20 protein-coding genes and 1 pseudogene are annotated in these 24,991 nt (G+C 72.5%); 5 read left to right on the plus strand and 16 right to left on the minus strand.

What is annotated here, in order from left to right; translation table 11 throughout:
• Window positions 1–12 precede the first annotated feature (12 nt).
• From SMD11_RS32340 to SMD11_RS32370, 7 genes are all read right to left on the minus strand, one after another.
• Entirely contained in the window at window positions 13–777 is a 765-nt protein-coding gene (locus SMD11_RS32340; protein WP_234366273.1) for an ABC transporter permease, read from the minus strand.
• 184 nt (window positions 778–961) lie between these two features.
• On the minus strand, window positions 962–1,945 hold the full coding sequence (locus tag SMD11_RS32345; protein ID WP_234366274.1) for an ATP-binding cassette domain-containing protein: 984 nt from the start codon (window positions 1,943–1,945) through the stop codon (window positions 962–964).
• Window positions 1,946–2,153: 208 nt separating this feature from the next.
• Window positions 2,154–7,316: a type I polyketide synthase gene (locus tag SMD11_RS32350; protein ID WP_087929817.1), complete on the minus strand. Its 5,163-nt coding sequence runs from the start codon at window positions 7,314–7,316 to the stop codon at window positions 2,154–2,156.
• Between the two features lie 66 nt (window positions 7,317–7,382).
• Entirely contained in the window at window positions 7,383–7,574 is a 192-nt protein-coding gene (locus SMD11_RS32355; RefSeq protein WP_087929818.1) for a ferredoxin, read from the minus strand.
• 77 nt (window positions 7,575–7,651) lie between these two features.
• Window positions 7,652–8,830, minus strand: coding sequence for a cytochrome P450 (locus SMD11_RS32360; RefSeq protein WP_087929819.1), 1,179 nt, complete (start codon window positions 8,828–8,830; stop codon window positions 7,652–7,654).
• 31 nt (window positions 8,831–8,861) lie between these two features.
• Window positions 8,862–9,920, minus strand: a complete 1,059-nt coding sequence (locus tag SMD11_RS32365) for a DegT/DnrJ/EryC1/StrS family aminotransferase (RefSeq protein ID WP_087929820.1) — start codon at window positions 9,918–9,920, stop codon at window positions 8,862–8,864.
• 42 nt (window positions 9,921–9,962) lie between these two features.
• Entirely contained in the window at window positions 9,963–11,342 is a 1,380-nt protein-coding gene (locus tag SMD11_RS32370; protein ID WP_087929821.1) for a glycosyltransferase, read from the minus strand.
• Window positions 11,343–12,029: 687 nt separating this feature from the next.
• Between SMD11_RS32370 and SMD11_RS32375 the strand changes: the two genes are divergently transcribed.
• On the plus strand, window positions 12,030–12,641 hold the full coding sequence (locus tag SMD11_RS32375) for a helix-turn-helix transcriptional regulator (RefSeq protein ID WP_267896878.1): 612 nt from the start codon (window positions 12,030–12,032) through the stop codon (window positions 12,639–12,641).
• A 79-nt stretch (window positions 12,642–12,720) separates the two neighbouring features.
• Here SMD11_RS32375 and SMD11_RS32380 read toward each other — a convergent pair whose 3' ends face one another.
• The 3 genes from SMD11_RS32380 to SMD11_RS35620 all read right to left on the minus strand — a co-directional run bounded on the left by SMD11_RS32380 (window position 12,721) and on the right by SMD11_RS35620 (window position 14,986).
• Window positions 12,721–13,308, minus strand: a complete 588-nt coding sequence (locus SMD11_RS32380) for a pyridoxamine 5'-phosphate oxidase family protein (protein WP_087929822.1) — start codon at window positions 13,306–13,308, stop codon at window positions 12,721–12,723.
• 117 nt (window positions 13,309–13,425) lie between these two features.
• Window positions 13,426–14,661 (minus strand): GDSL-type esterase/lipase family protein, encoded by a 1,236-nt coding sequence (locus tag SMD11_RS32385; protein ID WP_087929823.1) that lies wholly within the window; start codon window positions 14,659–14,661, stop codon window positions 13,426–13,428.
• A gap of 124 nt (window positions 14,662–14,785) precedes the next feature.
• Window positions 14,786–14,986 (minus strand): hypothetical protein, encoded by a 201-nt coding sequence (locus SMD11_RS35620; RefSeq protein ID WP_159395425.1) that lies wholly within the window; start codon window positions 14,984–14,986, stop codon window positions 14,786–14,788.
• 68 nt (window positions 14,987–15,054) lie between these two features.
• On the opposite strand from SMD11_RS35620, the gene SMD11_RS32390 reads away from it, so the two are divergent.
• Entirely contained in the window at window positions 15,055–15,804 is a 750-nt protein-coding gene (locus tag SMD11_RS32390) for an SOS response-associated peptidase (protein WP_087929824.1), read from the plus strand.
• Between the two features lie 299 nt (window positions 15,805–16,103).
• Here SMD11_RS32390 and SMD11_RS36940 read toward each other — a convergent pair whose 3' ends face one another.
• From SMD11_RS36940 to SMD11_RS32410, 5 genes and pseudogenes are all read right to left on the minus strand, one after another.
• Window positions 16,104–16,238, minus strand: coding sequence for a hypothetical protein (locus SMD11_RS36940; protein ID WP_267896897.1), 135 nt, complete (start codon window positions 16,236–16,238; stop codon window positions 16,104–16,106).
• Between the two features lie 233 nt (window positions 16,239–16,471).
• A pseudogene (locus SMD11_RS36685) lies at window positions 16,472–17,155 on the minus strand (SMP-30/gluconolactonase/LRE family protein); the annotation flags it as partial.
• Window positions 17,145–17,798, minus strand: a complete 654-nt coding sequence (locus tag SMD11_RS32400; RefSeq protein ID WP_418952499.1) for a diguanylate cyclase — start codon at window positions 17,796–17,798, stop codon at window positions 17,145–17,147. The gene SMD11_RS32400 and the pseudogene SMD11_RS36685, both read right to left, overlap by 11 nt.
• A 163-nt stretch (window positions 17,799–17,961) precedes the next feature.
• The gene (locus SMD11_RS32405; protein WP_087929826.1) at window positions 17,962–18,636 is read right to left on the minus strand and encodes a hypothetical protein; all 675 of its coding nucleotides are present in this window, start codon (window positions 18,634–18,636) and stop codon (window positions 17,962–17,964) included.
• 155 nt (window positions 18,637–18,791) lie between these two features.
• On the minus strand, window positions 18,792–19,274 hold the full coding sequence (locus SMD11_RS32410) for a hypothetical protein (protein ID WP_199844005.1): 483 nt from the start codon (window positions 19,272–19,274) through the stop codon (window positions 18,792–18,794).
• A 384-nt stretch (window positions 19,275–19,658) separates the two neighbouring features.
• Between SMD11_RS32410 and SMD11_RS32415 the strand changes: the two genes are divergently transcribed.
• From SMD11_RS32415 to SMD11_RS32425, 3 genes are all read left to right on the plus strand, one after another.
• Complete coding sequence (locus SMD11_RS32415; protein ID WP_234366276.1) at window positions 19,659–21,203, plus strand: alpha/beta fold hydrolase; 1,545 nt, start codon at window positions 19,659–19,661, stop codon at window positions 21,201–21,203.
• A gap of 66 nt (window positions 21,204–21,269) precedes the next feature.
• Window positions 21,270–21,968 (plus strand): response regulator transcription factor, encoded by a 699-nt coding sequence (locus SMD11_RS32420; protein WP_087929827.1) that lies wholly within the window; start codon window positions 21,270–21,272, stop codon window positions 21,966–21,968.
• The gene (locus SMD11_RS32425) at window positions 21,968–23,323 is read left to right on the plus strand and encodes a HAMP domain-containing sensor histidine kinase (protein WP_087929828.1); all 1,356 of its coding nucleotides are present in this window, start codon (window positions 21,968–21,970) and stop codon (window positions 23,321–23,323) included. Before SMD11_RS32420 ends, SMD11_RS32425 begins: the two co-directional genes overlap by 1 nt.
• A 48-nt stretch (window positions 23,324–23,371) precedes the next feature.
• Here the strand turns inward: SMD11_RS32425 and SMD11_RS32430 are convergent, their stop codons facing one another.
• A complete protein-coding gene (locus SMD11_RS32430; RefSeq protein ID WP_087929829.1) occupies window positions 23,372–24,952 on the minus strand; it encodes a 4-hydroxyphenylacetate 3-hydroxylase family protein in 1,581 nt (526 codons plus the stop codon).
• Window positions 24,953–24,991 lie beyond the last annotated feature (39 nt).

Raw genomic sequence — 24,991 nt, forward strand, 5'->3', positions numbered from 1 at the left:
GGATCAGCCGCCTCAGAGCGGGCGACGGAAGCCGACGACGGCGAGCACGCCACCCACGACGGCGATGACGCTGCTGATGAGCACGGCGATCAGGCCGGAGCCGGTGCCGGGCATGTCGAGCGCGAGCGAGCGCGTCGCGTCGATCGCGTACGTCAGCGGATTGGCCTGGGCGACCGCGCCCAGCCATGCCGGCAGGTCGTCGATCGGGACGTAGGCGCTCGAAGCGAACATCAAGGGGAGGATCGCGATGACGGCGAGGTTCTGCATGGGCTCCGCGCGCCGCAGCCAGGTGGCCGCGGCGATGAACGCCCATCCCAGGGTCCAGGTGATGAAGAGCGCCAGCCCGGCCGAGGCGACGAGCTTCCCCGGGCCTCCCGCGGGGGAGTAGCCGAGCACGGTGACGGCCAGCACGATGACGATCACGATCTGGATCGTGGCGCGGACCAGGTTCGCCAGGCTGCGGGCGATCAGCAGTGAGCTGGGGTGGACGGGAAGGCAGCGCAGCCGGGCGACCATGCCGTTCTTGAGGTCGTCCACCACGCCGATCCCGGACTGGATCGCGGACTGCACCGCGTTGTCCACCAGGACCGCCGGCATCACGTAGTCGAGGTAGCTGATCCCCTCGGGGAAGTGGGCGGACTTGCCCATCCCGCTGAAGACCTGGGTCAGCATGAACAGGATGATCACTGGTTGGAACAGGCCGAAGAGGATCACGCCGGGATCGGTCACCAGTGCGCGCAGCGAGCGGCCGGTGAGCACCCGGACCTGGGTGAACATCGAACTGCCACCGCCCCACGCAGCCGCCGACCCCGTGGTGGAATCCGGGGCCGGCGGCGCTGAGTTGGGTGTTCCGATGAGTTGTGTGGTCATAGGGTCTCCACGATCTGCGCGATGAGCGATATGCGTGAGCGATTCACAGGAATGGTGTGTGCCCGCGGGGTGGCCGCGGGGCGGGGGAGGCTCATGAGGAGGACCGGGCGGTCCGGTCCGCCAGGGTGAGATAGACGTCGTCGAGGGTCGGCTCCCGGAACGACAGCTCCGCGGCCTCGATCCCCACCTGGTCCAGCGCCCTGATCACGACCGCGACGTCCTTCGAGGCCTCGATGACGATGACGATGGTGCCGTTCTCGTGGTCCGTCACCGGCTCCAGGCCCGCTCGTCGCAGGGCGTCGCAGGCCACCGCCGGGTCGGCCCCGGCATCCGGGGTCACCGTCACCGTGGGCCGTCCCACCGTGGCCTTGAGTTCGCCGGAGGTGCCGCTCGCGATGACCGCGCCGGCGGAGAGGACGGTGATGGAGTCCGCGAGGCGGTCCGCCTCGTCGAGGTACTGCGTCGTGAGCAGGACCGTGGTCCCCTCGGCGACGAGCCCCTCCACGATCTCCCAGAGGTTCAGCCGGCTCGACGGGTCCAGACCGGTGGTCGGCTCGTCGAGGAAGATGACGTCGGGGTGGCCGACCAGGGAAGCGGCCAGGTCGAGGCGCCTGCGCAGCCCGCCCGAGTAGGTGCCCGGCCGGCGCGCGGCGAATTTCTGGAGGCCGAACAGCTCCAGCAGCTCATCGGCCCTGGTCCGGGCCGAGCGGGGGGACGCGCCGAGCAGCCGGGCCAGCAGGACGAGGTTCTCCCGTCCCGTGAGCTGGGGGTCGACCGAGGCGAACTGCCCGGTCAGGCCCACCCGTTTGCGTACCTCGCGCGGCTCGCGCACGACGTCGAAACCGGCGACCGCGGCCCGCCCCGAGGTGGGGGGCAGAGCCGCGGTGAGGACGTTGACGAGGGTGGTCTTGCCCGCGCCGTTGTGTCCGAGGAGGGCGAGCACGGTTCCCCGGCGCGCGGAGACGCTCACCGAGTCCAGTGCGCGTAGCGAACCGAACGTCTTGCTGACGTCGGCCGCCTCGATCATGATGTCCCCGGCGGTCCGGGCGGCGGTGGGCAGGGCGAGCCCGCTCATGGCTGTTCTCCCGCAGATGAGTGTTCCGAGTGCCGCGCGGGAAGGTTCCGGCGGCGGTGGTATCGACTGCGAGCCCTGCGCGAGGGGTGTGCCGAGCCACTGGCCGTACACGAAGGGTCCCGGGGCTCGCCCAGCTGTGGTGCGGGGTCGGCGGACGCCGGCCGCTCCGGCGGGTGAGGGGGCCCGCGGGCCCCCTCACCCGCACCGGTCACCCGACCCCGTCCATCAGGCGGAACAGGTCGTCGTCGCTGGCCGACGCCAGGTCGAGCGCACCGGTCGAGGGCGTCTCGGCGTCCCGGCCGGCGGCCATCGCCTTGAGCCGCGCCACCGTCTCCCCGGAGACTTCCGCACCGGAGGCGAGCAGGGACTCCAGCTCGGCGACGACGGAGGCCACGTCGCGCGGAGGAAGGGCGGTGGCCGACGGCCGGAGCCGCTCGCGGATGAGCCGGACGACGGCCTCCGGCGTGGGGTGGTCGTACACCAGGGTGGCCGGCAGCCGCACGCCCGTGGCCGTGTGGATCCGGTTGCGCAGTTCGACCGCGCTCACCGAGGTGACGCCCATCAGTTTGAACGTCTGGCCGCTCTCGTCGATCCCCGCCTCGTCGCCGAGCACCGCGGAGATCTCGTCGAGGACCAGGGAGAGGATGAGCGCGTCCTGCGCGGGCTCTTCGAGGCCCGCCAGCCGGGCCGCCAGCTCCGGTGCCCCGTCGGCGGTGGCCACCTCGTCCGCGGCGTCCCCGACGGGCCCGGCGACCGCCCGGCCGGTGGGGTCGGACGCCAGCCAGAACCGCCGGCGCTGGAAGGGATAGGTCGGCAGGGGCACGGGCCGGGCGTCGGGCAGTACCGCGTGCCAGTCCACGGGCACGCCATGGGCGTGCAGCCGGGCGACCGCCGTGAGCAGGGCCTGCCGCTCGCCTTCGCCGGCGCGCAGGGTGGGCACGAGGGCGGCCCCGTGGCCGGGGTCGGCGCCCTCCAGGCACTCGTCGATCAGCGGTGTGAGGACCGGATGCGGGGCCAGCTCCAGGAACCTGGTGATCCGTTCATCCCGGATCCGGTCGACCGCGTCCGTGAACCGCACGGCGTCCCGCAGATGCCGCACCCAGTGGTCGGGATCGTGGGCGTCCTCGGGGCTCATGCGCCGGCCGGTGACGGTCGAGACCAGCGGGATGGTGGGTGTGGAGTAGGAGAGGCCGCGGGCGACCGCGCCGAGCTCCTCCAGCATGGGCTCCACGAGCGGCGAGTGGCCGGCACCGTTCACCGCGACCCGCCGGGTCTTGTGGCCGGCGGCGTTGAGCCGGTCCGTGAGCGCGGCCAGCGGCCCCTCGGCGCCCGCGAGCACGACGGAGTTCGGGGCGTTCACGGAGGCGATCGCCACGGGGCCCGGCAACTCGGCGAGCAGCGGCGCCACTTCGCTCTCCGAGATGCGGACCGCCACCATCGCTCCGCCGGGCGGCAGCTCGTCCATCAGCCTGCCCCGGGCCTCCGTCACGACGCACGCGTCCTTGAGGTCGAGGCCGCCCGACACATAAGTGGCGACGGTCTCGCCGGCCGAGTGCCCCGCCACGAGGTCCGGGACCACGCCCCAGGATTCGAAGAGCCGGTACAGGGCGACCTGGACGGCGAACAGCGCCGGCTGCGCGTACCCGCACTCGTCGAGGAGGTCCGCCTCCTCGGAGTCCGGGTCCGCCCACATCACCGAGGTGAGCGGCCGCTCCAGCAGGGTGTCCATGACGTCGCACACTTCGCGCAGCGCGGCCGCGAAGACGGGGAACGCCTCGGCCGCCTCGCGCCCCATGCCGAGCCGCTGGCAGCCCTGCCCGGGGAAGACGATGCCGAGACCGCCCGGCGCGGAGTGCTCGACCGTCACTCCGGAGACCCTCTTGCCCTCCCCGAACCCGGCGGCGGCGGACAGCAGCTCCTCGTGCCCGGGGCCGCTGATGACGGCCCGGTGCCGGTGCAGGGCGCGCGTGGTGGCCAGCGAGTAGGCGACGTCCTGCGCGGTCAGCCCGAGCCGGGCCTGGCCGCGCTCGGCCAGCCGCTGCGCCTGGGCGCGCAGCGCCGCCTGGCTGCGGGCGGACAGGATCCAGGGCGCGGGCGCGGCGGTGGCCGGCTCCGGGGTCCCGGCGGTGGTCTCCGTGTCGTCCTCGGCCGGTGCCTCCTCCAGGATCGCGTGGGCGTTGGTGCCGGTGAGCCCGAACGAGGACACCCCGGCCCGGCGCGCCCGTCCGTCCGTCCGCGGCCAGGGCCGGGCCTCGTCCAGCAGCCGCACCGAACCGGCCGACCAGTCCACCCGGGACGTCGGGGCGTCCACGTGCAGGGTCCGGGGCAGCACGCCGTGCCGCATGGCCAGCACCGTCTTGATGACCCCGACGACGCCGGCGGCCGCCTGGGTGTGCCCGATGTTCGACTTCACCGAGCCCAGCCACAGGGGCCGTCCCTCGGGGCGCTCCCTGCCGTAGGTGGCCAGCAGGGCCTGGGCCTCGACGGGGTCGCCGAGCGGGGTGCCGGTGCCGTGGCCCTCCACGGCGTCGATGTCCTGGGGAGTCAGCCGGGCGTCGGCCAGGGCCTGGCGGATGACGCGCTGCTGCGCGGGCCCGCTGGGCGCGGTGAGCCCGTTGGAGGCGCCGTCCTGGTTCACGGCGGAGCCGCGTACGAGCGCCAGGACGCGGTGTCCGTTGCGGCGGGCGTCGCTGAGCCGTTCCAGCAGGAGCAGTCCCGCGCCCTCGGACCAGGCGGAGCCGTCGGCGCCGTCCGCGTAGGCCCTGGCGCGGGAGCCGGGGGACAGCGCGCGCAGCCGGGCGGAGTGGGTGAAGGGGGCCGGGGAGGCCATGACGGTGACGCCGCCGGCCAGCGCGAGGGTGGACTCGCCCGACCGCAGGGACCGGCAGGCCAGGTGCAGGGCGACGAGGGAGGACGAGGAGGCGGTGTCCACCGTCAGGGCCGGGCCCTCCAGTCCGTAGGTGTACGCGAGGCGCCCGGAGACCGCGCTTCCGGCGGTGCCGGTGCCGAGCATGCCTTCCAGCTCGCCCTGGGCGACGGCGAGGCCGGCGGCGTAGTCGCGGTGCGCGGCTCCGGTGAACACACCGGTGCGGGTTCCCTTCAGGCTCGTCGGGTCGATGCCCGCCCGTTCGAAGGTCTCCCAGGCCGCTTCGAGGAGCAGCCGCTGCTGCGGGTCGGTCGCCGTCGCCTCCTGGTCGGAGAGGCCGAAGAACCCGGCGTCGAAGTGGCCCGCGTCGTGCAGGAAGCCGCCTTCGCGCGCGTAGGTGGTGCCGGGGCGGTCGGGGTCGTCGTCGAAGAGCCGGTCGAGGTCCCAGCCGCGGTCGGTGGGGAACCCGGACATGGTGTCGGTGCCGTCCGCGAGCAGGTCCCACAGGGCCCGGGGGGAGTCGACGCCGCCCGGCAGGCGACAGGCCATACCGATGATCGCCACGGGTTCGGCGGAGTCCGCCCCGGCCGCCGGGGGAGCCTCCTCGGCGGTCTCCTCCTGCCCGGTCAGCACCCGGGCGACGGCCAGCGGGGTGGGGAAGTCGAAGGCCAGGGTGGCCGGGAGGGGCAGCCCGGTCTCCTCCCGCAGCAGATTGCGCAGCCGGACCGTGAGGAGGGAGTCGAGGCCGAGGCGGCGGAAGCCGGCGTCGGGGGAGAAGGGGCCGGGGGAGTCACCGCGCCCGAGGACCCTGCCGACGCAGGTGCGTACGAGCTCCAGCGCCTCTTCGGTCGAGCGGGGCGGGGCCGCGCCGGGGCGGACCGGGGCGGGCGCGGCCTCGTTCCCGGCCAGGAGCCGTTCCAGCGCTCGCCGGTCGAGTTTCCCGGCGGGGGTCAGGGGGAGCGCGCGCACACCGGCCAGCTCCAGGGGGATCTTGTGGTCGGCGACTCCCAGCCCTCGCAGGAAGGCGGTCACCTCGGTCAGCCCGATGGCGGGATCCGCGTGGTCGGTCACGACCAGGGTGGGGCACTCCCCGAGCCGGGGGTCCGGGGTGCCGACCACGGCCAGCGGGCCCAGGCCCTTGAGGCCCGCGAGCAGGCCCTGCACCTCGGCGGCGCTGAACTTCCGGCCGCCCACGTTGATCAGCTCGGTCGCCCGGCCGTGCAGGACCACCAGGCCGTCGGGGCCGACGGCCGCGAGGTCGCCGGTGCGCAGCCAGCCGTCCTCGGTGACCGCGGAGCGCGTCCGTTCCGGCTCGCGGAAGTAGCCGCGGAACAGGCCGGGACCGCGGAACTGGAGCTCGCCGGTGTCGCCCGCCGGGCACTCCGCGCCGTGCTCGTCGACGACGCGGACCCGGGAGCCGTTCACCGGCCGGCCCACGCTGCCGGCGGGGTCGCCGGGCCGGGTGCAGGTGCCGGTGCCGGCCTCGGACATCCCCCACACCACGGCCAGGCCGCAGCCGAGTACGGCCTCGACGTCCCCGGCGAGCGCGGACGGGACGGGGGCGCCCGCCGTACGCACCTGGTGGGGCCGGAAGCCCGTGGGCCCGTCCGGCCCGGCGAGCCGGGTGACGAGGTCGTGCAGCTGGGCCGGCACCGCGAAGACGACACCCGGATCGTGCCGCCGGGCCAGCTCCAGGAACCGGTCCGGGTCCCATCCGGTGAGCAGGACCTGGCCGCACGCGGCGAACAGCGCCGTGTGCATGGACTGTAGGCCGAACAGGTGGGTCAGGGGGCAGGCCGTGAGGACCGGACGGCGGAAGACGTCGGAGGCCTCGGCGGTGACGGCCGCGGTGTTCGACAGCAGGCCGTCGTGGCTGTGCACGCAGAGTCCGGGCCGCGCCGAGCCGGTACCGGACGAGGGGACGAGCAGGAGGGGCATTTCGGGGGTGACGTCCACCGGCCGGGGCGTGTGGCCCGCCCAGGCCGCCGGCAGTCCGTCGAACGGGGCGATCCCCGGCTCTCCGGCCTCCGGTTCGAAGGCCCCGGTGACCAGTACGGACCGCAGCGACGGCACGTCCCGGAGGAGCGCGCGGGCCGCTTCCGGCGCCGTGCCCCCGGCGGCCGACAGGACGAGGAGGACCGGCTCCGCGCGGGTCAGCAGCCCCCGGGTGTCGGCCTCCGAGGTGCCCTGGTGGACGGGCAGCAGCACGGCTCCGACGGCCGCGGCGGCCAGGTGCAGGGTCTCGAACTCCCAGCAGTTCGGCAGCCGTACCGCCACCACGTCGCCCGGTGTGACGCCCGACTCCTGGAGACCGCGCGCCAGCGCGTCGACCTCCACCCGCCACTGCCGCCAGGTCCAGGAGCGGTCCCCGTCGACGACGGCCACCGCGTCGGGGGCGGTCGCCGCGGCGGCTTCGAACACCTCGGGGAGCGTGAAGCCTCCCAGTACACCGGCTGTGTCGGCGGGCGGGTCTATCGCGTAGTCATCTGTGTGGACGGACACCATCACTCCAGGAACTCAAAGGCTTTCGTCGGTTGGGGGACGCGGCCGGCGGATCGCCCGTGGCGTGCGTCAGTCCTCGTGCACGGTGATCGCCCGGGACGGGCAGAGGCCGCCCGCCAGCCGGGCCTTGGCCTCGTCCTCGGTGCCCGGGGCCATGAGGAGGGTGACCAGCCCGTCGTCGTCCTGGTCGAAGACCTCCGGCGCGGACAGCACGCACTGGCCCGCCCCCACGCAGCGGTCGGGGTCAACGGTGATACGCATGTCGGTGTCTCTCCTGCGGTGTGTTCGGGCCCGCCGGGCGGCCGACGGCACGCCCGGCGGATGGGTGGGGGCGTCGGTTACCAGCGGACCGGCAGCTCGTGCAGGCCGTACAGCACGCCGTCGGTCTTGACGGCCAGCCCTTCGAAGGGCACGGCCAGTTCGAGCGTCGGTATGCGCTCGAAGAGCTTCCGGTAGGCGATCTCCATCTCGATCCGCACCAGGTTCTGCCCCAGGCACTGGTGCACGCCGTAGCCGAAGGCCACGTGGTGGCGGGCGGACCGGGAGGGGTCGAACATGTGCGGGCACTCGAAGGCGGACTCGTCGTGGTTGGCCGCGGCGACCAGGGGCACGATGCCCTCGCCCGCCTTGACGAGCTGCCCGGCGATCTCCACGTCCTCGACCGCCACCCGCAGGGACACCAGGTCGGCGACCGAGTGGAAGCGCAGCGTCTCCTCCACGGCCCGGTCGTCCCCGATCCACTGAGGGTTCGTCAGGAGCGTGACCACGCCGAGCCCGATGTTGTTCGCCGTGGTCTCGTGACCGGCGATGAGCAGCAGCATCAGCACGCCGGGCAGCTCATGGGGGGCGATCGAACCGGAGGCCAGCAGCCGGCTGATCAGGTCGTCGCCGCGCCATTTTTCCTTGATGGCCACCAGGCGGTTGATGTAGCGCAGCAGGTCCTTGGCGGCGGCCGTCCGCTGCTCCTCGGTCGAGGCGCGGATGGCGATCAGCGTGCGCGTCCTGGACTCGAAGAACTCGCGGTCGCCGGGCGGCACGCCGAGCAGCGACGAGATCACCAGGGAGGGGATGGGCAGCGCGAAATCGGCGATGAGGTCACCGGAGTCACCCGAGGCCAGCAGGTCGTCGATGATGCGGTCCACCGTCTGCTCGATGGCCGGCCGCATCGCCCGGACGCGCCGGACGGTGAACTCGGGGATGAGGGCCTTGCGGAACCGGTCGTGCTCCGGGGAGTCCATCCCCACGAACCAGCCCGGGATCTGGTCCTGCTTGGGCACCCCCAGGCTCGCTCCGACGTTGGGGAAGCCCTTGTGCTCGGGGTTGGAGCTGATCCTCGGATCGGTCAGGACGGCGCGTACGTCCTCGTGCCGGGTGACCAGCCAGACCCGGTCGCCGTTGGGCAGGTGGGAAAGGACCAGTCCCTCCTGTTCGCGGTAACCGGTGTAGCTCGGCGGCGGGAAGGGCACGCCGGGCTTGCGCAGCGGGAAGTCGACCACCAAGGGGTCGGAGAGCGTCATGGTACGGATATCTCCTGTTCGGGCGGGCCGGTCAGCCCACGCCGTAGAACGCGCGGACCCTGCCGATCACGAAGTCCTGGTCGGCGGCGGTCAGCCCGGTGTGCGTGGGGAGGTACAGGCCGTCCTCGGCGAAGACGTTCGCCTTGAGCGAGGGCCATTCGGGGTCGAGGTACAGGGGCTGCCGGCTCATCGGTTTGAAGAACAGCCGGGTCTCGATGGACGCCTCGGCCAGGAACGCCCGCAGCTCCTCGCGGCGTTCGGCCCGCAGGTCGTACATCCACAGCACGTCCCTGGGCGGCATCAGGGTGATGCCGGGGACGTCCGCGAGACCCTCGTCGTAGCGCTTCTCGATCGCGCGGCGCGTTTCGAGGATCTCGTCCAGCCGCTCGGTCTGGGCCAGGGCGACGGAGGCCTGCATGGCCGTCATCCGGTAGTTGTAGGCCAGCTTCTTGTGCAGGAAGTTGTGTTCCTTGGTGAAGGCCATCGCGCGCAGGTGCGCGAGCTGCCCGGCGAGCCGGGGGTCGTCGGTCAGGCAGATGCCGCCCTCGCCGGACGTGATGATCTTGTTGGCGAAGAGCGAGTAGCAGGCGATGTCGCCCACCGGGCGGACACCGTGGGCCTCGGCCGAGTCCTCCACGACCCGCAGGTTGTACTGGTACGCGAGGTCCATGATCGCGTCCATGTCGCAGCGCCGCCCGTAGATGTGGACGGGCATGATCACCTTCGTCCGCGGCGTGATCTTCTCCTCGATGCGGGTGACGTCGATGTTGAGGTCGTCACCGCAGTCGACGAAGACGGGGGTCGCCCCGGTGTAGGTGACCGCCCACGCGGAGGCGACCATGGTGAACTCGGGGACGATCACCTCGTCGCCCGGGCCGACGCCCAGGGCCCGCAGGGCCAGCGTGAGGGCGGCGGTCCCGGAGGAACAGGCCACGCCGTGCGCGATCCCGTTGTAGTCCGCGAAGGCGCGCTCGAAGCGCTGGACCATCGGCCCCTGGGACGATATCCAGCCGTCCTCGACGGTCGCGGTGAGGTATTCGAGCTCTCTGCCGTCCAGGGCGGGCCTGGACACGGGGTACTTGTACGACATCGTTCGCTTCTTTCTCCTCGTACGTGGGTGTCTCGTGTGCTCCTAGGCCAGGGCCGGGAGCCCGAGGATGAGGTCGGCGGCGGTGGTCCGGCCGCCCGCCGCGCGCTGAAGGGCGCCGAGCCGCTCGGCGTTCTCGCGGAAGGAGGGGGTGTTCAGCACCCTTTCGAGCTTGTCGAGGGCGTCTCCCACGGCGAGGTCCTGGGGCCGGTCGAGGGTCAGGCTGATGCCGAAGTCCCGGCCGCGGACGGCCTGGTCGAAGCAGTCCACCCACAGCGGCCGCACCACGAGCGGCTTGCCGAAGTACACGCCCTCGTTGAAGCCGTTGCCGCCGCCGTGCGTGAAGAACACCTTCACGTTCGGATGGGCCAGGACGTCGAGCTGTGAGGGGACCCAGCTCTCGATGCGCAGGTTGGCCGGCAGCTTCTCCTTGGGCGGCAGGAGGTGCTGCTGCTCCTTGGGCAGCTTCCACAGCACCTGGTGCCGGCCGTGCAGCCGGCGGGTGACCTCCACCATGTTCGCGACCTGACCCCGGGTCAACCGGGTGATGGTCCCGAACCCCACGTAGACGACCGACGGCTGGGCGTCCAGCCACCGGGAGAGGTCCTCGTCGTCCGCGGCCTCGGGCAGGGGCGGCACCATCGCGCCGACCAGCCGCAGCTTCTCCGGGATGTCGAAGGGATAGTCCAGCTCGGCGATCGAGTTGCACAGGACCATCTCGGCGTTGTCGATCCTCGCCATCTGGCTGAGCGGCGGGAGGTCGAGCTCCTTGCGCCGTCGGGTGTCCTCCGCGAAGACCTTGCCCATCTTGGGGTTGAGGAACATCCCGAGGGTCCGCAGCTTGAACAGCTCGTTGTCGACGCGCTGGGCGAGGGTCATCCTGGCCGGCAGGCCGGAGTGCGGGACGGGGAAGGACGACGGTGTGTAGCCCTTGCCGAAGGGCGTGTGCGCCGTCAGCACGTTGCTCGGCAGGAACGGCACGCTCAGCACGTACGGGATCTTCCGTGCGACGGCCAGCTCGATGGCGAAGGAGCTGATCGATTCGATGACCATCAGCGCCGGCCGCACCTCGTCGACCACTGCCTCGAGCCGGCGGAACTTCACCGCCTGGAGGTCGGGCCGGTAGGTGTGCTGGATGACCGCGCGGTGGGCCTTGAACCGTGAGGACTGGGTGACCTTGCGGTAGATGTCGTCGCCCCATGTCACGGCCGACAGCTCCGGGATGACATCGCCCAGGGAGGCGAACTCCACCGGCGAGCCGCCTTCCGCGATCTTCTTGACCTCGTCGCGCCGTGGTTCGTCGGTGGCGAACCACAGGTCTTCCACGCCCTGACGGGAGAGCTCGGCGGCCAGTACGAGCATGGGGTTGAGCAGACCGCTCTCCGGAAGGCTGACGAAGAGGATCGGCCGTCGGGCGGAGTCCATGTATTCCCTTTCACGGTGGCGGGCGGGGCTCGGCGGGCATGCCCCCGTGCGGGTCGGCTGGCCGCACCTACCTTTGATCTCACGCCGGGCGCCGGGAAATCCTTAGACTCTGCCCCCGCCCGGCCCCGCCGTGGCCGGTTACCGCCCCTCCGGGGGTGTGCGTACCGGCGGTCAGGCCGGAGATTCCGCCTATCCGCAAGAGTTTGGCGAATTCTTATCGGGGCCTGGAACCGGGGGCGGGATTTTCTCATCCGCGCGTATTGCCGCGATGAATTGAGTGTTGCGCGCGGGCTGTTCCGGGGCGGTAGTGATCGGCATAGCGGAGTCTCCGACTGTTCGGTTGCCGCCGCGTCGGCCGTCACCGGTTGTGTGATGCCGTGTGAGCAGAGGGTGAAAATCTGCTGCATCTATGGCGTCAAACCAGGGCAATTTCGAGGCCACGCCCGTACCGAACCACCGTAGTCACGAACCCGTGGAACCGAACACCGGAACCGCAGAATTAGGCGAAACGCCCAGGGTTTCGTTGCCCCCCGGGCTTGTTGGTAACTAGTCTTCCAATTAGTTTCACCTCCCACGTGAAGTGCCACGAAAGGGTCCAAGCTCTTGCTGAACTCAGCCCCCGCGCCCGTGGATTCGGCCCGGACCGTCGCTCATGACACCCCGTTAGGCCAGGCAGGAGGCGTGGCCGTGCGCCAGCAGTCCGACCAACAGGGTCTGTGCATGGCGAGCCTCGACAGAGCGCTCACCATCCAGCAGGCGAACCAGGAGTTCTTCCGCCAGTTCAACGGCTCGTCCGAAGAGATATGCGGTCGCAGCATCCGCGACGTGGTGCACCCGAGCGTCCGGCAGCCGCTCATGCGCCAGTTCTCCCACCTGCTCGAGGGCAGGCACGAGCGCTTCGTCGCTCCTGTCATCGCCGTCGGCCCGGGGGAGGAGTCGGCGTTCAGCGTCCCCCTCACCGCGGTCGCGGTACGAGGCGGCCTGCCGGACACGACGGCGATCCTGGTGATGATGCCTACCACCCGGAGTACGGAGGGCGCGCGCGTGGTCACCAACCGGAAGAAGATCCTCTCCGAGATGGACGCGCGCATCCTCGAAGGCATCGCGGCCGGGGTCTCCACCATCCCGCTGGCCGCGCGCCTCTACCTCAGCCGGCAGGGCGTCGAGTACCACGTGACCTGCCTGCTGCGGAAGCTGAAGGTCCCCAACCGGGCCGCGCTGGTCTCCCGCGCCTACTCCATGGGCGTGCTCACCGTGGGGACCTGGCCGCCCAAGGTCGTCGAGGACTTCGTGAAGTGAGCATTGCGAAAGCCCCGTTGTGCGGTAGCGGGGAGGGGCCGGGCGAAGCCCGCCCGGCAGGGCCTCGGGGAGAGGCCCGCTAGGAGCCGCGTGGCGGCAGGGGGAGCGGAAGCCCGGGCAGACCGTCGATGCTCGTGGCGATGTGCTCCTTCTTCTCGAAGTAGCGCGCCAGGGAGGCGTCGTCCTCCCGCTCGAACCGCCTGCGGTGCAGGTCGCGATCGGCCTCGTAGGCCATGAGCGGCACGGCGTAACCGCAGGTGTCACGGATGAGGTCGGCCGTCACGACGATGACGGCGCGCAGCCCGTGCGGAACCGGGTCGACGCCCGGGAAGCGCGCGAGCAGTTCCTCGAAACGCTCGTCGTCGCGGAAGACCGGCTCGCCCCGGCCGTGGACACGGACGATGTTCGGCGGGCCCTGGAACGCGCACCACATCAACGTGATGCGGCCGTTCTCCCGCAGATGCGCGATGGTCTCGGCGTTGCTGCCGGCGAAGTCCAGGTAGGCCACCGTCCGTTCGTCGAGCACCGCGAACGAGCCGGACACACCCTTGGGGGACAGATTGATCGTGCCGTCGTCGGACAACGGCGCCGTGGCGGTGAAGAAGAGGGGCTGGGCCTCGATGAAGGCGCGGAGCCTGCCGTCTATGCGGTCGTACGTCTTTCCCATGGCACCGATTCTCACCCGGTCGCCCCCGTGCGGGGGACATGTGCCTCGTCACCGCCACCACCGGGCGCTCCCCGTCCGGCTCCGGACAGCACCGGAGCCGGACGGGGAGCGGGGCGGTCAGCCGCCCTGGACCGCGAAGGCCCCTCCGGGTCCGAAGACCCGGGCGGCGAAGCGCTCGCCGATGAGGCGGTGCGTCGCGGCGTCCGGGTGCAGCTGGTCGGGCAGCGGCAGTTCGGCGAAGTCCGCCTCGCCGTAGAGCTCGCGGCCGTCCAGGTAGTGCAGGTTCGCGTCGTCGGCCGCGCGCCGCGCGACGATGCGGGCGAGCTCGTCCCGGATGACGTTGAGCGTCAGCTTCCCGGCGGCCCGCTCCGCGGGGTCGCCCGCGGCCTTGAACAGGAGCCGCCCCTCGTCCAGCCTGCTGAAGTCCGGGGCGCTGGGGCCGGGGGTGTCCTCGTGGATGGGGCACAGGATGGGGGAGACGACCAGCAGCGGCGCGTCCGGGTGACCCTCGCGGACGGTGTCGAGGAAGCCGTGCACCGCCGGGCCGAAGGCGCGCAGGCGCATCAGATCGGCGTTGACCAGGTTGATGCCGATCTTGACGCTGATCAGGTCCGCGGGGGTGTCGCGCATGGCGCGCGCGGTGAACGGGTCGAGCAGGGCGCTGCCGCCGAACCCCAGATTGATCAGTTCCCCGCCGCCGAGGGCCGCGGCCAGCGCGGGCCAGGTCGTACTGGGGCTCGCGGCGTCGGAGCCGTGGCTGATGGAACTGCCGTGGTGGAGCCACACCTTGCGGCCGCTGCCGGCGACGGCCTCGACGGGGGCGTCGGAGCGCAGGGCGACCAGCTCGGTGATCTCGTTGTGCGGCAGCCAGATCTCGACGTCCTTCACACCCTCGGGCAGACCCGCGAACCGGACCGTGCCGACCGGGCCGGGCCTGTTCTCCACCGACCCGGTGGTCATGTCCACCGTCCGGACGTTGCCGCCGGTCACACTCGCCCGCCCGGCCGGGCGGCCGTCGACGAGCAGGTCGTACACGCCGTCCGGGCGGGGCGGGGCGCCGACGTACGCCATCTTGGTGCGGAGCGTGTCCAGCTCGACGGCGGTGGCCCGGGTGCGGAACACCAGCCGCACGCCGGAGGGCTGGGACTCCGCCATGGCCAGCTGCCCGTCGGCGCACTGCGCGCGGGCCCGGGCGGGCAGCCGGTGCGGCAGGAGCCCGTGCGCGGTGCGCTCCACGTCGAGCGCGCCGCGCAGGAGGTCCGGGGTGAGGGGGGTGGTGAGAGGCGTGGCGGTCCGGTCCGTCCCCGGAGGAGTGGCCAAGGGGCCGGGGACGGGGTCGTGCTGAGAATTCATGATCTCAGCCTGTCAACCGCATACCCGATCCGCACACCATTTTCCGGTGACGGTCCTCACGCCTCATATCTCCCGTCTCACGCCTCCCGTCCCGTGCGGCGACGGCCGGGGCCGGCCGTCGCCGTCAGTCGACGATCGCCCGCACCACGCCGCGAATGCCGCGTCCTATCCACTTCAGGGCGCCGAACTCGACGGCGGCCTCCCCCACGTCGGCGATCGAGTCCGCGCGCTCCGCACGCGACGACCACCGGCACGACCTGCACTTGCGCTGCCAGAAGCGGCGCCCCCTGCCACAGCGCCCGCACGCGCCTCCACGACTGCTCATAGGCCAAGATCATCGCAGACGCTCCGGTGCGGGTGCGGCCGCCCCGGGGTACGGGCAGAGTGGGGGCCATGTGCGGCCGATACGTTGCCACCCGCAGTCCGCAGGACCTGGTCGGGCTGTTCGAGGTCACCCGCTGGAACCAGGAGCGGCTCCTGGAACCGAGCTGGAACGTCGCCCCCACCGACGAGGTGTGGGCGGTGCTGGAACGGCCCGACCGGGCGAGCGGCGTGCTGGAACGGCAGCTGAGAGTGGTGCGGTGGGGCCTGGTGCCGTCATGGGCGAAGAGCCCGGACACCGGCGCGAAGATGATCAACGCCAGGGTGGAGACGGTGCACGAGAAGCCCGCCTACCGCCGTGCCTTCGCCAAGCGCCGCTGCCTGCTCCCCGCGGACGGCTTCTACGAATGGCGGACCGTCGAGGCGACCGCGACGACGAAGGCCCGCAAGCAGCCGTACTTCATCAGCCCCGCGGACGGCCAGGTCATGGCGATGGCGGGGCTGTACGAGTTCTGGCGCGACCCCGCGGTGACCGGGGACGACGACCCGGCGGCCTGGCGCACCACCTGCACCGTCATCACCACCGAGGCCACCGACGCCGCCGGCCGCGTCCACCCCCGCATGCCTCTGGTCATCCCCCACGCCGACTACGCGGCCTGGCTCGACCCCTCGCATCAGGACCCCGGCGAACTCCGCGCCCTCCTGACCACCCCCGCCGGGGGCCGGCTCGACGTGCGCGAGGTGAACGACGCGGTGAACAACGTCCGCAACAACGGCCCCCAGCTCCTGGACAGCGCCCCCGGCACGAGCACCGGCCCCTGACGACGAGGAACGACGCGAGCGCTCCCTGCGGGATGTCAGGAGGCGTCCGCCCGGTGCTGCCCGGCCCCCCTCCGCGCCCTGCCGCGGGCAGTACGCCGAGGGCGGTCCACAGCGGGGCGCGGCGCGGCGGGCGCGGCAGGACGGCGGGCCGGCCGACGGGCTGCCGGGCGAGCCACCAGGCGGTCATGGCCGCCGTCGCCAGACCGAGGAGGACGGTGAGACCGGTCTGGAGCGGCTTCCCCGGACCCGTGCGGCCGTCGCCCGTCACGCCCGGCGCCTCACCCGTCGCGGTCCGGGTGTCAGCCGGGTGCGGCCGTCGCCGGGCCGGTGACAGCGGCGGCCCGGAGCGGCGGCAGGGGCACCGCGGCGATCGCGGGCTCCACCAGGCTTCCCAGGTACAGCGTTCCCTCGTGCTCCAGCGCGCTCGTGGCCATGTGGAAGTTCCGCGCGTCGCGCCACAGGTCCCGCACCGGGCGGCCCGGGAGTCGAGGCCCTGCGCCCGTGTCGTGCGGCGGGCCTCGGGCAGCAGCCCGGGCGGGAGCGCCCAGAGGGCCCTGCGGAGCGCGGGGTGGTGCCGGTGCAGGAAGTCGAGGAGCGCGCTCCGCGGTCCGGCGAGGGCCACCCAGATCAGGCCGTCGGGGCCGGTGGTGAGGTTGTCGGGGAACCCGGGGAGGCCGTCGGCGAAGACGTCGGTGGCACCCGCGCGCGGGCCGGTGAGCCACAGCCGCCGGAGCCGGTAGGCCCCGGACTCCGCCACCACCAGGAAGGACTCGTCGGCCGCCAGGCAGACACCGTTCGCGAACTGGAGCCCGTCCATCACGACCTCCGCGGGCCCGCCCGGCTCCCAGCGGACGAGGCGGCCCGTACCGGAGTGTTCGAGGATGTCGCCCTTCCAGTGGCGCAAGGGGAACCGGCGGCTGGAGTCGGTCACGAAGACCGTGCCGTCCTTGGTGACGGCCACGTTGCTGCACAGCCCCAGCGGTTCGCCCGCGGCGGCGGAGAGCGCCGTGCCGACCGCGCCGGACGCCGGGTCGACCCGCAGCAGCCCGCGGTAGGCGTCGCAGACCAGGAGCTCCCCGTCCGGAAGCCGCCGCATCCCCAGCGGCCGGCCGCCGGTGCGGGCGACCTCCGTCACCCGCCCGGTGACGGTGTCCACGCGCAGGACGCGTCCGTCGGCCACACCGGTCAGGAGGTTCCCGGAAGCGTCGAGGGCGAGGTGTTCGGGGCCGTCCCCGTCGATCGGGAGGAGCCGTAAGGGCGGCATCGTCGGGCCGCCCGCCCCGCTCCGCCGCCGGCCGGGCCGGGGCGGGGGCTGCCAGACGACGGGTGCCATGCGCGGTTCACGCGGCATGGGTGCTCCGCCCCCGCCGCGCCCGCACGCACCGCAGCATCTCCTCGCCGTACGGCAGGGCCACGAAGGCACCCACCGCCGCGGCGATCGACGCGAGGTACGCGGCGGGCAGGGGCCGGTCCTTCGGCACGAGCTTCCAGTCGTCCGAGGACTCCTTCCCGCCCCGCAGGCCCGCGCGGACCTTGTCCCAGTGCAGGCAGGCGGTGAAAGCGGCCGCCGACAGCGGGATCACTTCGAGGAAGCTGTGGATGTGCTGCTCGATCGGGCGTACCTCCCGGTCGTGCGTGGCGATCGTGACGTCCCACACCGCGGTCGCGCCGTGCGCGAGGGCCGCCCCGCCCATCAGGGACAGGACCAGCGGATTGATCTTCGCGACCAGGCCCGCCACGACCGGGACGCCCGCCTCGGTCATCATCAGCGCGTGCACCGCCGACTCGCGCACCCCGCTGGTCTCCTCGATGCGCGTACGCCGGTGCATCACCCAGTCGGCCACCGCCGGCACGAACCACAGCGGCAGCACCCCGTACATCAGGAACCTGCGGGTGGCGTTCTCCACGTCGTCCGCGCCCGGGGTGACGCGCAGGTCGGGCCGGTCACGCCAGCGCATCCACCGGTGTACGGGGCGCGTCGAAGAAATACGCATGTGGTGTCCTCCTGGCGGTGGGCGCGATCCCGGTCCTCGGACCGGGTATCCGTGAGCGCGACACGGGAAACCCCCGGGGCCCCCGGGGCCGGACTTACCGCCCGGACGGCGGAGGGCCGCACCCGGCGCCTCGCGAGGTGGGTACCGGCCACCCGCCCCGGGGTCACCGGGCGTCGGTGACCGGGGTCCCCAGGGCGGCGCCGAGGCGCCCCAGGACGTCCCGGGGTGTGCCGGTCTCGGGCAGGGTGGAGGCGCGGATGCGGAGGAGGGTGGCGAGCATTTCGGCTTCTTGTTCCTGGCGGGTGGTGTAGCTGGCGCGGCCGAGGAGCCGCTGGATCAGCTGGGGGCTGAGGTCGGGCAACAGCGCCTGCACCCCGGCGTTCTCACCGACCGCCGTACCACTGTCGCCGGTCTCCGCCCCCGCCCCCGCCCCGGCGACGGCGGTGTCTCTCGCCTTCGCGCCGCCGCGCTTCCTCGGGCCCGGAAAGGCGAGCGCGCCCGCGCCTCCGCCCGTGAGGACACCGGGTGGTGGGGTGGTGGGGCGGATTCCGTGGTGGTCGAACAGCATGTGTCCGATCTCGTGGAGGATGATGTGCTCTTGGTGGATCTGGGTGGTGCGTTGTTCGTAGAAGATGTGGTCGTCCGTGGGGGTGGCGAGCCACAGTCCGCAGATGTTGCCGTCGGCGGCCTGGTCGGGCAGGGCATGGAGGTGCAGGGGGCGGTCGCGGCTGCGGGAGAGCTCTTCGCAGAGGGCGTCGATGGAGAAGGGGCGCGGTAGCGTCAGCTGGTCCAGCACGGCCTGGCAACGCCGGTGCAGCTGGGTGTACTTGGTAATCATGTATCTCCCATAGCCTGCCGTGGAGGGAAGAAATGACCGTGCACCCCCGTGCGTCGACCGTGAACCTCCGCGCCGTGCGGCCCGCCCGCCCGTGACCCCGGTGGCAGCCGGTGCCCCAGGCGGCGGGCCCGACCCGCTGCCCCCCGCCCCGTGTCCTACTCCCCGACGGGACGGGTGGCGTGATCCGGGTCGTCGACGTTCGAAAGATTCTGTAGTTTGCGGGCTTCGGTGACCATGGTGAGGAGGGCGTCGAGGCTGGCGGAGGAGAGTCCTTCCGCGCGGAGCGCGAGGTTGCGGATCTTGGAGTCGCGCAGTGCGGTGGCGAGGGCGAGCTGGGTGTTGACGCGTTCGCAGACCTCGTCGCTGAGGAAGTACTCCAGCGGGACGCCGAAGAACTGGGCGAGGATGTCGAGCTGTTCCAGCGTCACATTGCGCTTTTTACCGGTGGCCAGCTCCCACAGGTAGGTGGCGGAGATGGCGCCGCCGGTGCTCTCGCGGATCTCCTTGGCCAGACGGGCGTATCCCGGGCGGGTGCGCTCGTCGGGGTAGAGCGTCTCGATCAGCTGTCTCAGCCGCCGCTCCAGTTGCAGCAGCAGAGGCCTGTCGACCTCTTCGCGCGCCGATTCGGTACTGCTCATCCGTTGTCCTTCCCCACGGAGATGGAACCCACCGCGGCCGTCCGCCGGGACACCCGGAAATTCTAACGCCGGCCGCCGAGCCCCTCCCCGTGAACCGGTCACCGCGTGGCCCGCGGTGGGCCCGCGTCCCGGTGTCCCGACGATGTGTGGGGGACACCTTCACCCCTCGGACGGGCGAGGACGAGTGGGGAACGGTGGCCGAAAAGGGCGCGCGACCGGCGATCTCCTCGCCGAACGGGCCTCCGGCACACCGCCCCGGTTCTTACACGTTTTTGTCGTCCCTCTGCCGCGCCTGCGAAACGCGCCCGGCAACGTGGTGCCCGCAACCGAGGAACACCCGGGGGATCCGGGGAGTCCGGGGAACCCGAGGCGGAGGAGAAGGCGATGACGTACAAGAGCACGGCGCGGCGCGCGGGACTGGCTGTGAGCATGATGGGCGTGATGGCCTCGGTGCTGCCGACGGCGACCGCCACCGCGTCCGCGCCCGTGCACGGTCGCGCGGCCACGGCGGCACCCGCCTGGTGCCCGGCGGTGGCCGGGCACCAGGTCGACTGCGGCCAGGTGGACCGCCCGCTCGTCGCGGGGAAGCCGGAGCTCGGCAAGGTCAAGGTGAGTTACGCGGTCGTACGCCACAGAGCGCCCGGCCCCGCCGAGGGCACCGTCGCCGTCAACCCGGGCGGCCCGGGCGAGACCTCGATAGACAAGGCCGAGGCGTTCGCCTGGGGCCTGGAGGGCCTGCTGAAGGACCACGACCTGCTGCTCGTCGACCCGCGCGGCACCGGCGAGTCGCAGCCGGTACCCTGCGGGGTCACCGACGCCGAGTACCGCTTCGGCACCCGGGACCGGCAGCGGGCGGCGGTCGAGCGGTGCGCCGAGAACCTCGGGCCCAAGGCCGCCGGATACACCTCGGCGGCCACCGCCGACGACATCGACGCCGTCCGCGCCCGTCTCGGTGTGCGGAAGCTCAGCCTGTACGGGCTGTCCTACGGCACGTACCTCATGCCGGTGTACGCATCCCGCCACCCCGAGCGCGTGCGCTCGATCGTCCTGTCCGGCGCGTTCCCTCTCGCGCTCGACCCGCTGGCGCGGCCCAGCGCCCAGGCGGTCTCCTCGACCCTGCGCCGGGTGTGCGAGCGCGGCACCCCCGTCGCCTGCGACGGCGAGCGGGCCGTGAAGGACCTGGCCACCACGGCCGCGCGGCTGCGCGCCGAACCCATGACGGTGCCGGTCACCACCGGACACGGCGTCTACAAGAAGCGGTTCACCGAGGACAAGCTCGCCAACCTGATGTTCGAGGCCGCCAGCAGCCAGGTCGGCCTGGAGCCGGACAAGCCCTCGCTGCTCGGCCGGCTGCCCCACGCCCTCGACCGCTTCGTGAACGGTGACACCGCGCCGCTGCGGAAGCTCGTCCAGGAGGAGGGCGAGACGGGCAGCACGGTGGACCAGGCGCCGTACATCGCGGTCACCTGCAACGACTACCGCAGGGCCTGGTCGAAGGACGCGCCGCCGTCCGTCCGGTGGCGCCAGTACGACGCCGCGCTGGCCGCCGCACGCCCCGGTGAGCACGGGGCGTTCAGTGCCAAGGGCTTCACCGAGGGCACCACGGACGCCGGCGACGTGTGCATCGGCTGGCCGCGGGAGAACACCCCCGGCCCGCAGCCCACGAAGCCCGGGCTGCCGGACGTCCCGGTCCTCGTGCTCTCCGGCGATCTCGACGCCAACACACCCGACGCGAGCGGGAAGAAGGCCGCCGGGCAGTTCCGTAACAGCCGGTTCTTCTCGGTCCGCAACACGGGGCACGTACCCGAGCTGGAGCCCAGCCGCTGCGTCACAGGCGTCTCCTCGCGCTTCCTCCGCACCGGTGAGCCGGGCGACACCTCCTGCCTGCGCGCCCTCCCGCCGATCGCCGTCACCCCCGTCCGCGGCTGAGGACCGGGACCGTGACCACCCGCGCCACGCTTCCCCCGCGTTTCCGCCACCGACGAAGATGATCACATGACTGACGAAACGGGACACCGCCGGACGGTGCTGGTCGCCGAGGACGACCCGGGCGTGCGCAGCACCCTGGACCAGCTGCTGCGCTTCGAGGGCTACCGGGTGCTGCTGGCCTCCGACGGCCTGGAGGCCCTCGGCCTCCTGGAACGGGAGCGGCCCGACCTGGCGGTGGTGGACGTGGTCATGCCGGGCCTCGACGGCCTCGGCCTGTGCCGGATGCTGCGCAGGCGCGGCGACCGGCTGCCCGTCCTGGTCCTGACCGCCCGGCACGAGGTCGGCGACCGCGTCGCGGGACTCGACGCGGGCGCCGACGACTATCTGGCCAAGCCGTTCGCGACCGAGGAGCTCTTCGCCCGCATACGCGCGCTGCTGCGGCGCACCGAGCCGCCGGCGGACAGCGGGGCGTTGACGGTCGCTGACCTCACCCTGGACCCCGCCTCCCGGCAGGCGTTCCGCGGGGAGCGGCGGCTGGACCTCACGAAGACCGAGTTCGACGTGCTGGAACTGCTGCTGCACCACCCGGGCGTGGTCCTCACCCGGTCACAGATGTACGAGCGCATCTGGGGCTTCGACTTCGACACCACCTCCCGCTCCCTGGACGTCTACATCGGCTATCTGCGCCAGAAGACGGAGCAGGGCGGCGCGCCCCGGCTGATCCACACCGTCCGCAACGTCGGCTACACGATCCGGCCCGCGTGATGCTCCGTACGAAGATCACCGCCGTCGTCGCCGCGGCCGCCGCGCTCGCCATCTCCCTCGCCGCCTTCATGTCGTACCGGGGCGTGAGCGACCTGGTCGCCGGCGAGCTGGAACGGGGCCTCGACGACCGTACGAACACCGTCGTCACCCTCCTCGCCGCCGACCTGACCCCGCCCGCCCGGCCGGACATGATCGAGCAGGTCGTGTCCGCCCAGGGAGCGGTACGGCCGCTGGCGCCCGGCCGCGACGCGCTGCCCGTCCTGCCGGACGCGCTGCGCGTGGCCCGGACGGGAAAGGGCGAGAGCCGCGCGGACGTCGTCGTCTCCGGCACCGAGTACGGCACCCTGACCCGGCCCCTGCCCGGCGGTGGTGCGGTCATGGTCGGCCAGAGCTACGAGGGCGCCGCGCGCGTCGACGACCGGTCACTGCGGCGGATCTCCTGGACCACCGCGGCCGCCGTCGCCCTCGCGGCGCTCCTCGGCTGGCTCGCCCTGGGCCGGATCCTGCGGCCGGTCCGCCGGCTGGCCGGCGCCACCCGGCGCATCACCACCACACAGGACCTCACCACGCCGCTGCCGCCCGCAGGCTCCGGCGAGATCGGCCAACTGACGCACAGCTTCGCGCACATGCTCGCCGCGCTGCGCCGTTCCCGCGCCCAGCAGCAGCAACTGGTCCAGGACGCCAGCCACGAACTGCGCACCCCGCTCACCTCGGTGCGCGGGAGCGCCGAGCTGCTCCAGCGGGCGCGCGGCAGGCTCGCCCCCGAGGACGAGGAGCAGATCCTCACCACCCTGGTCACCGAGACCGCCGCCCTCGACGACCTGGTCCGCGAGCTCGTCGAGCTGGCCACCGACCGCTGCACGGAGGAGGAGCCCGAGGCCGTCGACCTGGCCGCCGCCGCGGAGGACAGCGCGCAGCGCTTCCGCCTGCGGACCGGGCGCGCCGTCCTTGTCATCGAGGACGACGCGCACCCGCCGGTGCCGGTGCGCGCCCGGCCGCGCGCGCTCCAGCGGTGCATCGACAACCTGCTGGGCAACGCCGTGAAGTTCAGCCCCGAGGGCACCCCGGTCGCCGTGCACATCGCCGGGGGAAGGCTGGCCGTACGGGACCGGGGCCCGGGCATCGCGCCCGGCGAGCGGCACGCCGTCTTCGACCGCTTCTACCGCGGCCCCCGGGCCCGGGCGGTGCCCGGCTCCGGTCTCGGTCTGGCCATCGTGCACGACATCATCGCGGCCGACGCCGGAACCGTCTTCGCCACCACGGCGGACGGCGGTGGCGCGGAGGTCGGCTTCGACCTCCCGCCCCACGCGCCGGACGGTTCGCCCGCGCGGAGGCGTTACCGGAGGGCACCGTGAGCCGCCGGGGCGGGACGCGGCCGGGCGCGCCGGCCCGCCAGGGAAGCCTCAACGGCCGCCGAGGTCGGGCAGCGGGTCGGGGGTGCGCATGTGCGGGACGGTCCACCCCTCGGTGTCGTAGTCGGACATGCACTTGTCGACGAAGTCGCACAGTTCGTCGCGGAGCCCCGTGCGGGCCGCGAACTGGTAGGTCTCGAAGCGGGTGACCTCGGGGTTGGCGGCGTGCAGGTTCTCGTAGAGCTCGTGACGGCTCGCGAATTCGCTGCCGACGCTGTCCCACACCAGCTTCATCAGTTTGACGCGCTCCTCGGACCCGATCCCGTTGGCGCCGCGCATATAGGTGTCCAGGTAGGGGCGCAGCTCGGGGGAGCGGAAGTCGTCTGCGTGCGAGGCGAGGCTGATGAGGGGGCTGGCGACGAGGCGGTTGATGAGTTCCTTGACGGTCCGGTAGGCGGTCGGGGCCAGCACGCGGTAGGCGAAGCAGGGGTGCAGATGGGGGTGGACGTACTTCTCCGCCCAGGGTTCCGTCTGTTCGGTCATGGCGGTGACCAGGGCGTGCACGGTGTGCCGCCAGGCCAGTGCCTCGCCGACGCCGGACTGCACGCCGAGGTGGACGTCGCTGCCGTTGCTGTGGACGGCCTTCAGGAGCAGGCCGCACAGGAAGTCGAGCTTGACCGACATGCGGACGGCGCTGTGGAAGAGGAACCGGGGCAGGAACCCGCTCCGGTGGGCGAATCCGCCGGCCCGGTCGAGATCGCGGTGGATCAGTACGTGCGACCAGGGGATGAGCGCGCGGTCGAAGACGAGGAGCGCGTCGTTCTCGTCGAACCGGCTGGACAGCGGATAGTCGAAGGGGCTGCCCGCCCGGTGGGCCTGGTTCTCGTAGCTGGGACGGCAGATGATCTTGATGCCGGGGGTGTTCATCGGGGCGATGAAGGAGACGGCCTGTGCCGGGTCCTCCGGGGCCGGGCCGGTGTGGCCGACGAACGCGTACTGCGTGAGCGCCGCCCCGGTGGCCACCCCCTTCGCCCCGCTGACGACGATTCCGGCGTCCGTCTCGTCCACGGCGCGGACACAGATGCCGGTGCCCTGCCCGGGGGACGCGTGGCGGCTCACCGGAGGGTTGACCAGGGCGTGGCTCAGGAAGAGGACCTTGTTCTGGGCGCGCTCGTACCAGTCGCGGGCGTTCGCCGCGAAGGGGTCGTAGTAGTCCGGGTCGGCCCCCAGCGTGGCGAGGAAGGATGCCTTGTAGTCCGGGGTCCGGCCCATCCAGCCGTAGGTCATCCGCTGCCAGGCCGCGATGGCGTCGCGCGCGGCCCGCAGGTCCGCCGAATCGCGCGGGGCACGGAAGAACGGGTGGGTGAAGGCGCCGCCCGAGTCGGTGTCCGAGGTGAGCACGCCCTGGGAGGAGGGGTCGTGCAGGGCGTCGTAGAGCCAGGCGAGGGACCGGCAGCTGTTGCGGAACGCCGGGTGCGCGGTGACGTCGTCGACGCGCTCGCCGTAGATCCACACCTCGCGGCCGTCGCGCAGGCTCTCCAGGTACTCCTCGCCGGTCATCGGCCGGTCGGGGGTGCGACGGCCGGTGTCCGGCCTCGGGGCTGTCGCACTGCTGACGTGCTGATCGGGCATGACGCTCCTCTTGCCGGTCGTTCCGTTCCCGCGGGTTCC

The organism is Streptomyces albireticuli, assembly GCF_002192455.1.
Classification (GTDB): domain Bacteria; phylum Actinomycetota; class Actinomycetes; order Streptomycetales; family Streptomycetaceae; genus Streptomyces; species Streptomyces albireticuli_B.

Coding starts and splice junctions, on each gene's coding strand:
- SMD11_RS32340 (WP_234366273.1), bottom strand. CDS start 777: ATGTTCACCCAGGTCCGGGTGCTCACCGGCCGCTCGCTGCGCGCACTG.
- SMD11_RS32345 (WP_234366274.1), bottom strand. CDS start 1,945: ATGAGCGGGCTCGCCCTGCCCACCGCCGCCCGGACCGCCGGGGACATC.
- SMD11_RS32350 (WP_087929817.1), bottom strand. CDS start 7,316: ATGGTGTCCGTCCACACAGATGACTACGCGATAGACCCGCCCGCCGAC.
- SMD11_RS32355 (WP_087929818.1), bottom strand. CDS start 7,574: ATGCGTATCACCGTTGACCCCGACCGCTGCGTGGGGGCGGGCCAGTGC.
- SMD11_RS32360 (WP_087929819.1), bottom strand. CDS start 8,830: ATGACGCTCTCCGACCCCTTGGTGGTCGACTTCCCGCTGCGCAAGCCC.
- SMD11_RS32365 (WP_087929820.1), bottom strand. CDS start 9,920: ATGTCGTACAAGTACCCCGTGTCCAGGCCCGCCCTGGACGGCAGAGAG.
- SMD11_RS32370 (WP_087929821.1), bottom strand. CDS start 11,342: ATGGACTCCGCCCGACGGCCGATCCTCTTCGTCAGCCTTCCGGAGAGC.
- SMD11_RS32380 (WP_087929822.1), bottom strand. CDS start 13,308: ATGGGAAAGACGTACGACCGCATAGACGGCAGGCTCCGCGCCTTCATC.
- SMD11_RS32385 (WP_087929823.1), bottom strand. CDS start 14,661: ATGAATTCTCAGCACGACCCCGTCCCCGGCCCCTTGGCCACTCCTCCG.
- SMD11_RS35620 (WP_159395425.1), bottom strand. CDS start 14,986: ATGAGCAGTCGTGGAGGCGCGTGCGGGCGCTGTGGCAGGGGGCGCCGC.
- SMD11_RS32390 (WP_087929824.1), top strand. CDS start 15,055: ATGTGCGGCCGATACGTTGCCACCCGCAGTCCGCAGGACCTGGTCGGG.
- SMD11_RS36940 (WP_267896897.1), bottom strand. CDS start 16,238: ATGGCCACGAGCGCGCTGGAGCACGAGGGAACGCTGTACCTGGGAAGC.
- SMD11_RS32400 (WP_418952499.1), bottom strand. CDS start 17,798: ATGCGTATTTCTTCGACGCGCCCCGTACACCGGTGGATGCGCTGGCGT.
- SMD11_RS32405 (WP_087929826.1), bottom strand. CDS start 18,636: ATGATTACCAAGTACACCCAGCTGCACCGGCGTTGCCAGGCCGTGCTG.
- SMD11_RS32410 (WP_199844005.1), bottom strand. CDS start 19,274: ATGAGCAGTACCGAATCGGCGCGCGAAGAGGTCGACAGGCCTCTGCTG.
- SMD11_RS32415 (WP_234366276.1), top strand. CDS start 19,659: ATGACGTACAAGAGCACGGCGCGGCGCGCGGGACTGGCTGTGAGCATG.
- SMD11_RS32420 (WP_087929827.1), top strand. CDS start 21,270: ATGACTGACGAAACGGGACACCGCCGGACGGTGCTGGTCGCCGAGGAC.
- SMD11_RS32425 (WP_087929828.1), top strand. CDS start 21,968: ATGCTCCGTACGAAGATCACCGCCGTCGTCGCCGCGGCCGCCGCGCTC.
- SMD11_RS32430 (WP_087929829.1), bottom strand. CDS start 24,952: ATGCCCGATCAGCACGTCAGCAGTGCGACAGCCCCGAGGCCGGACACC.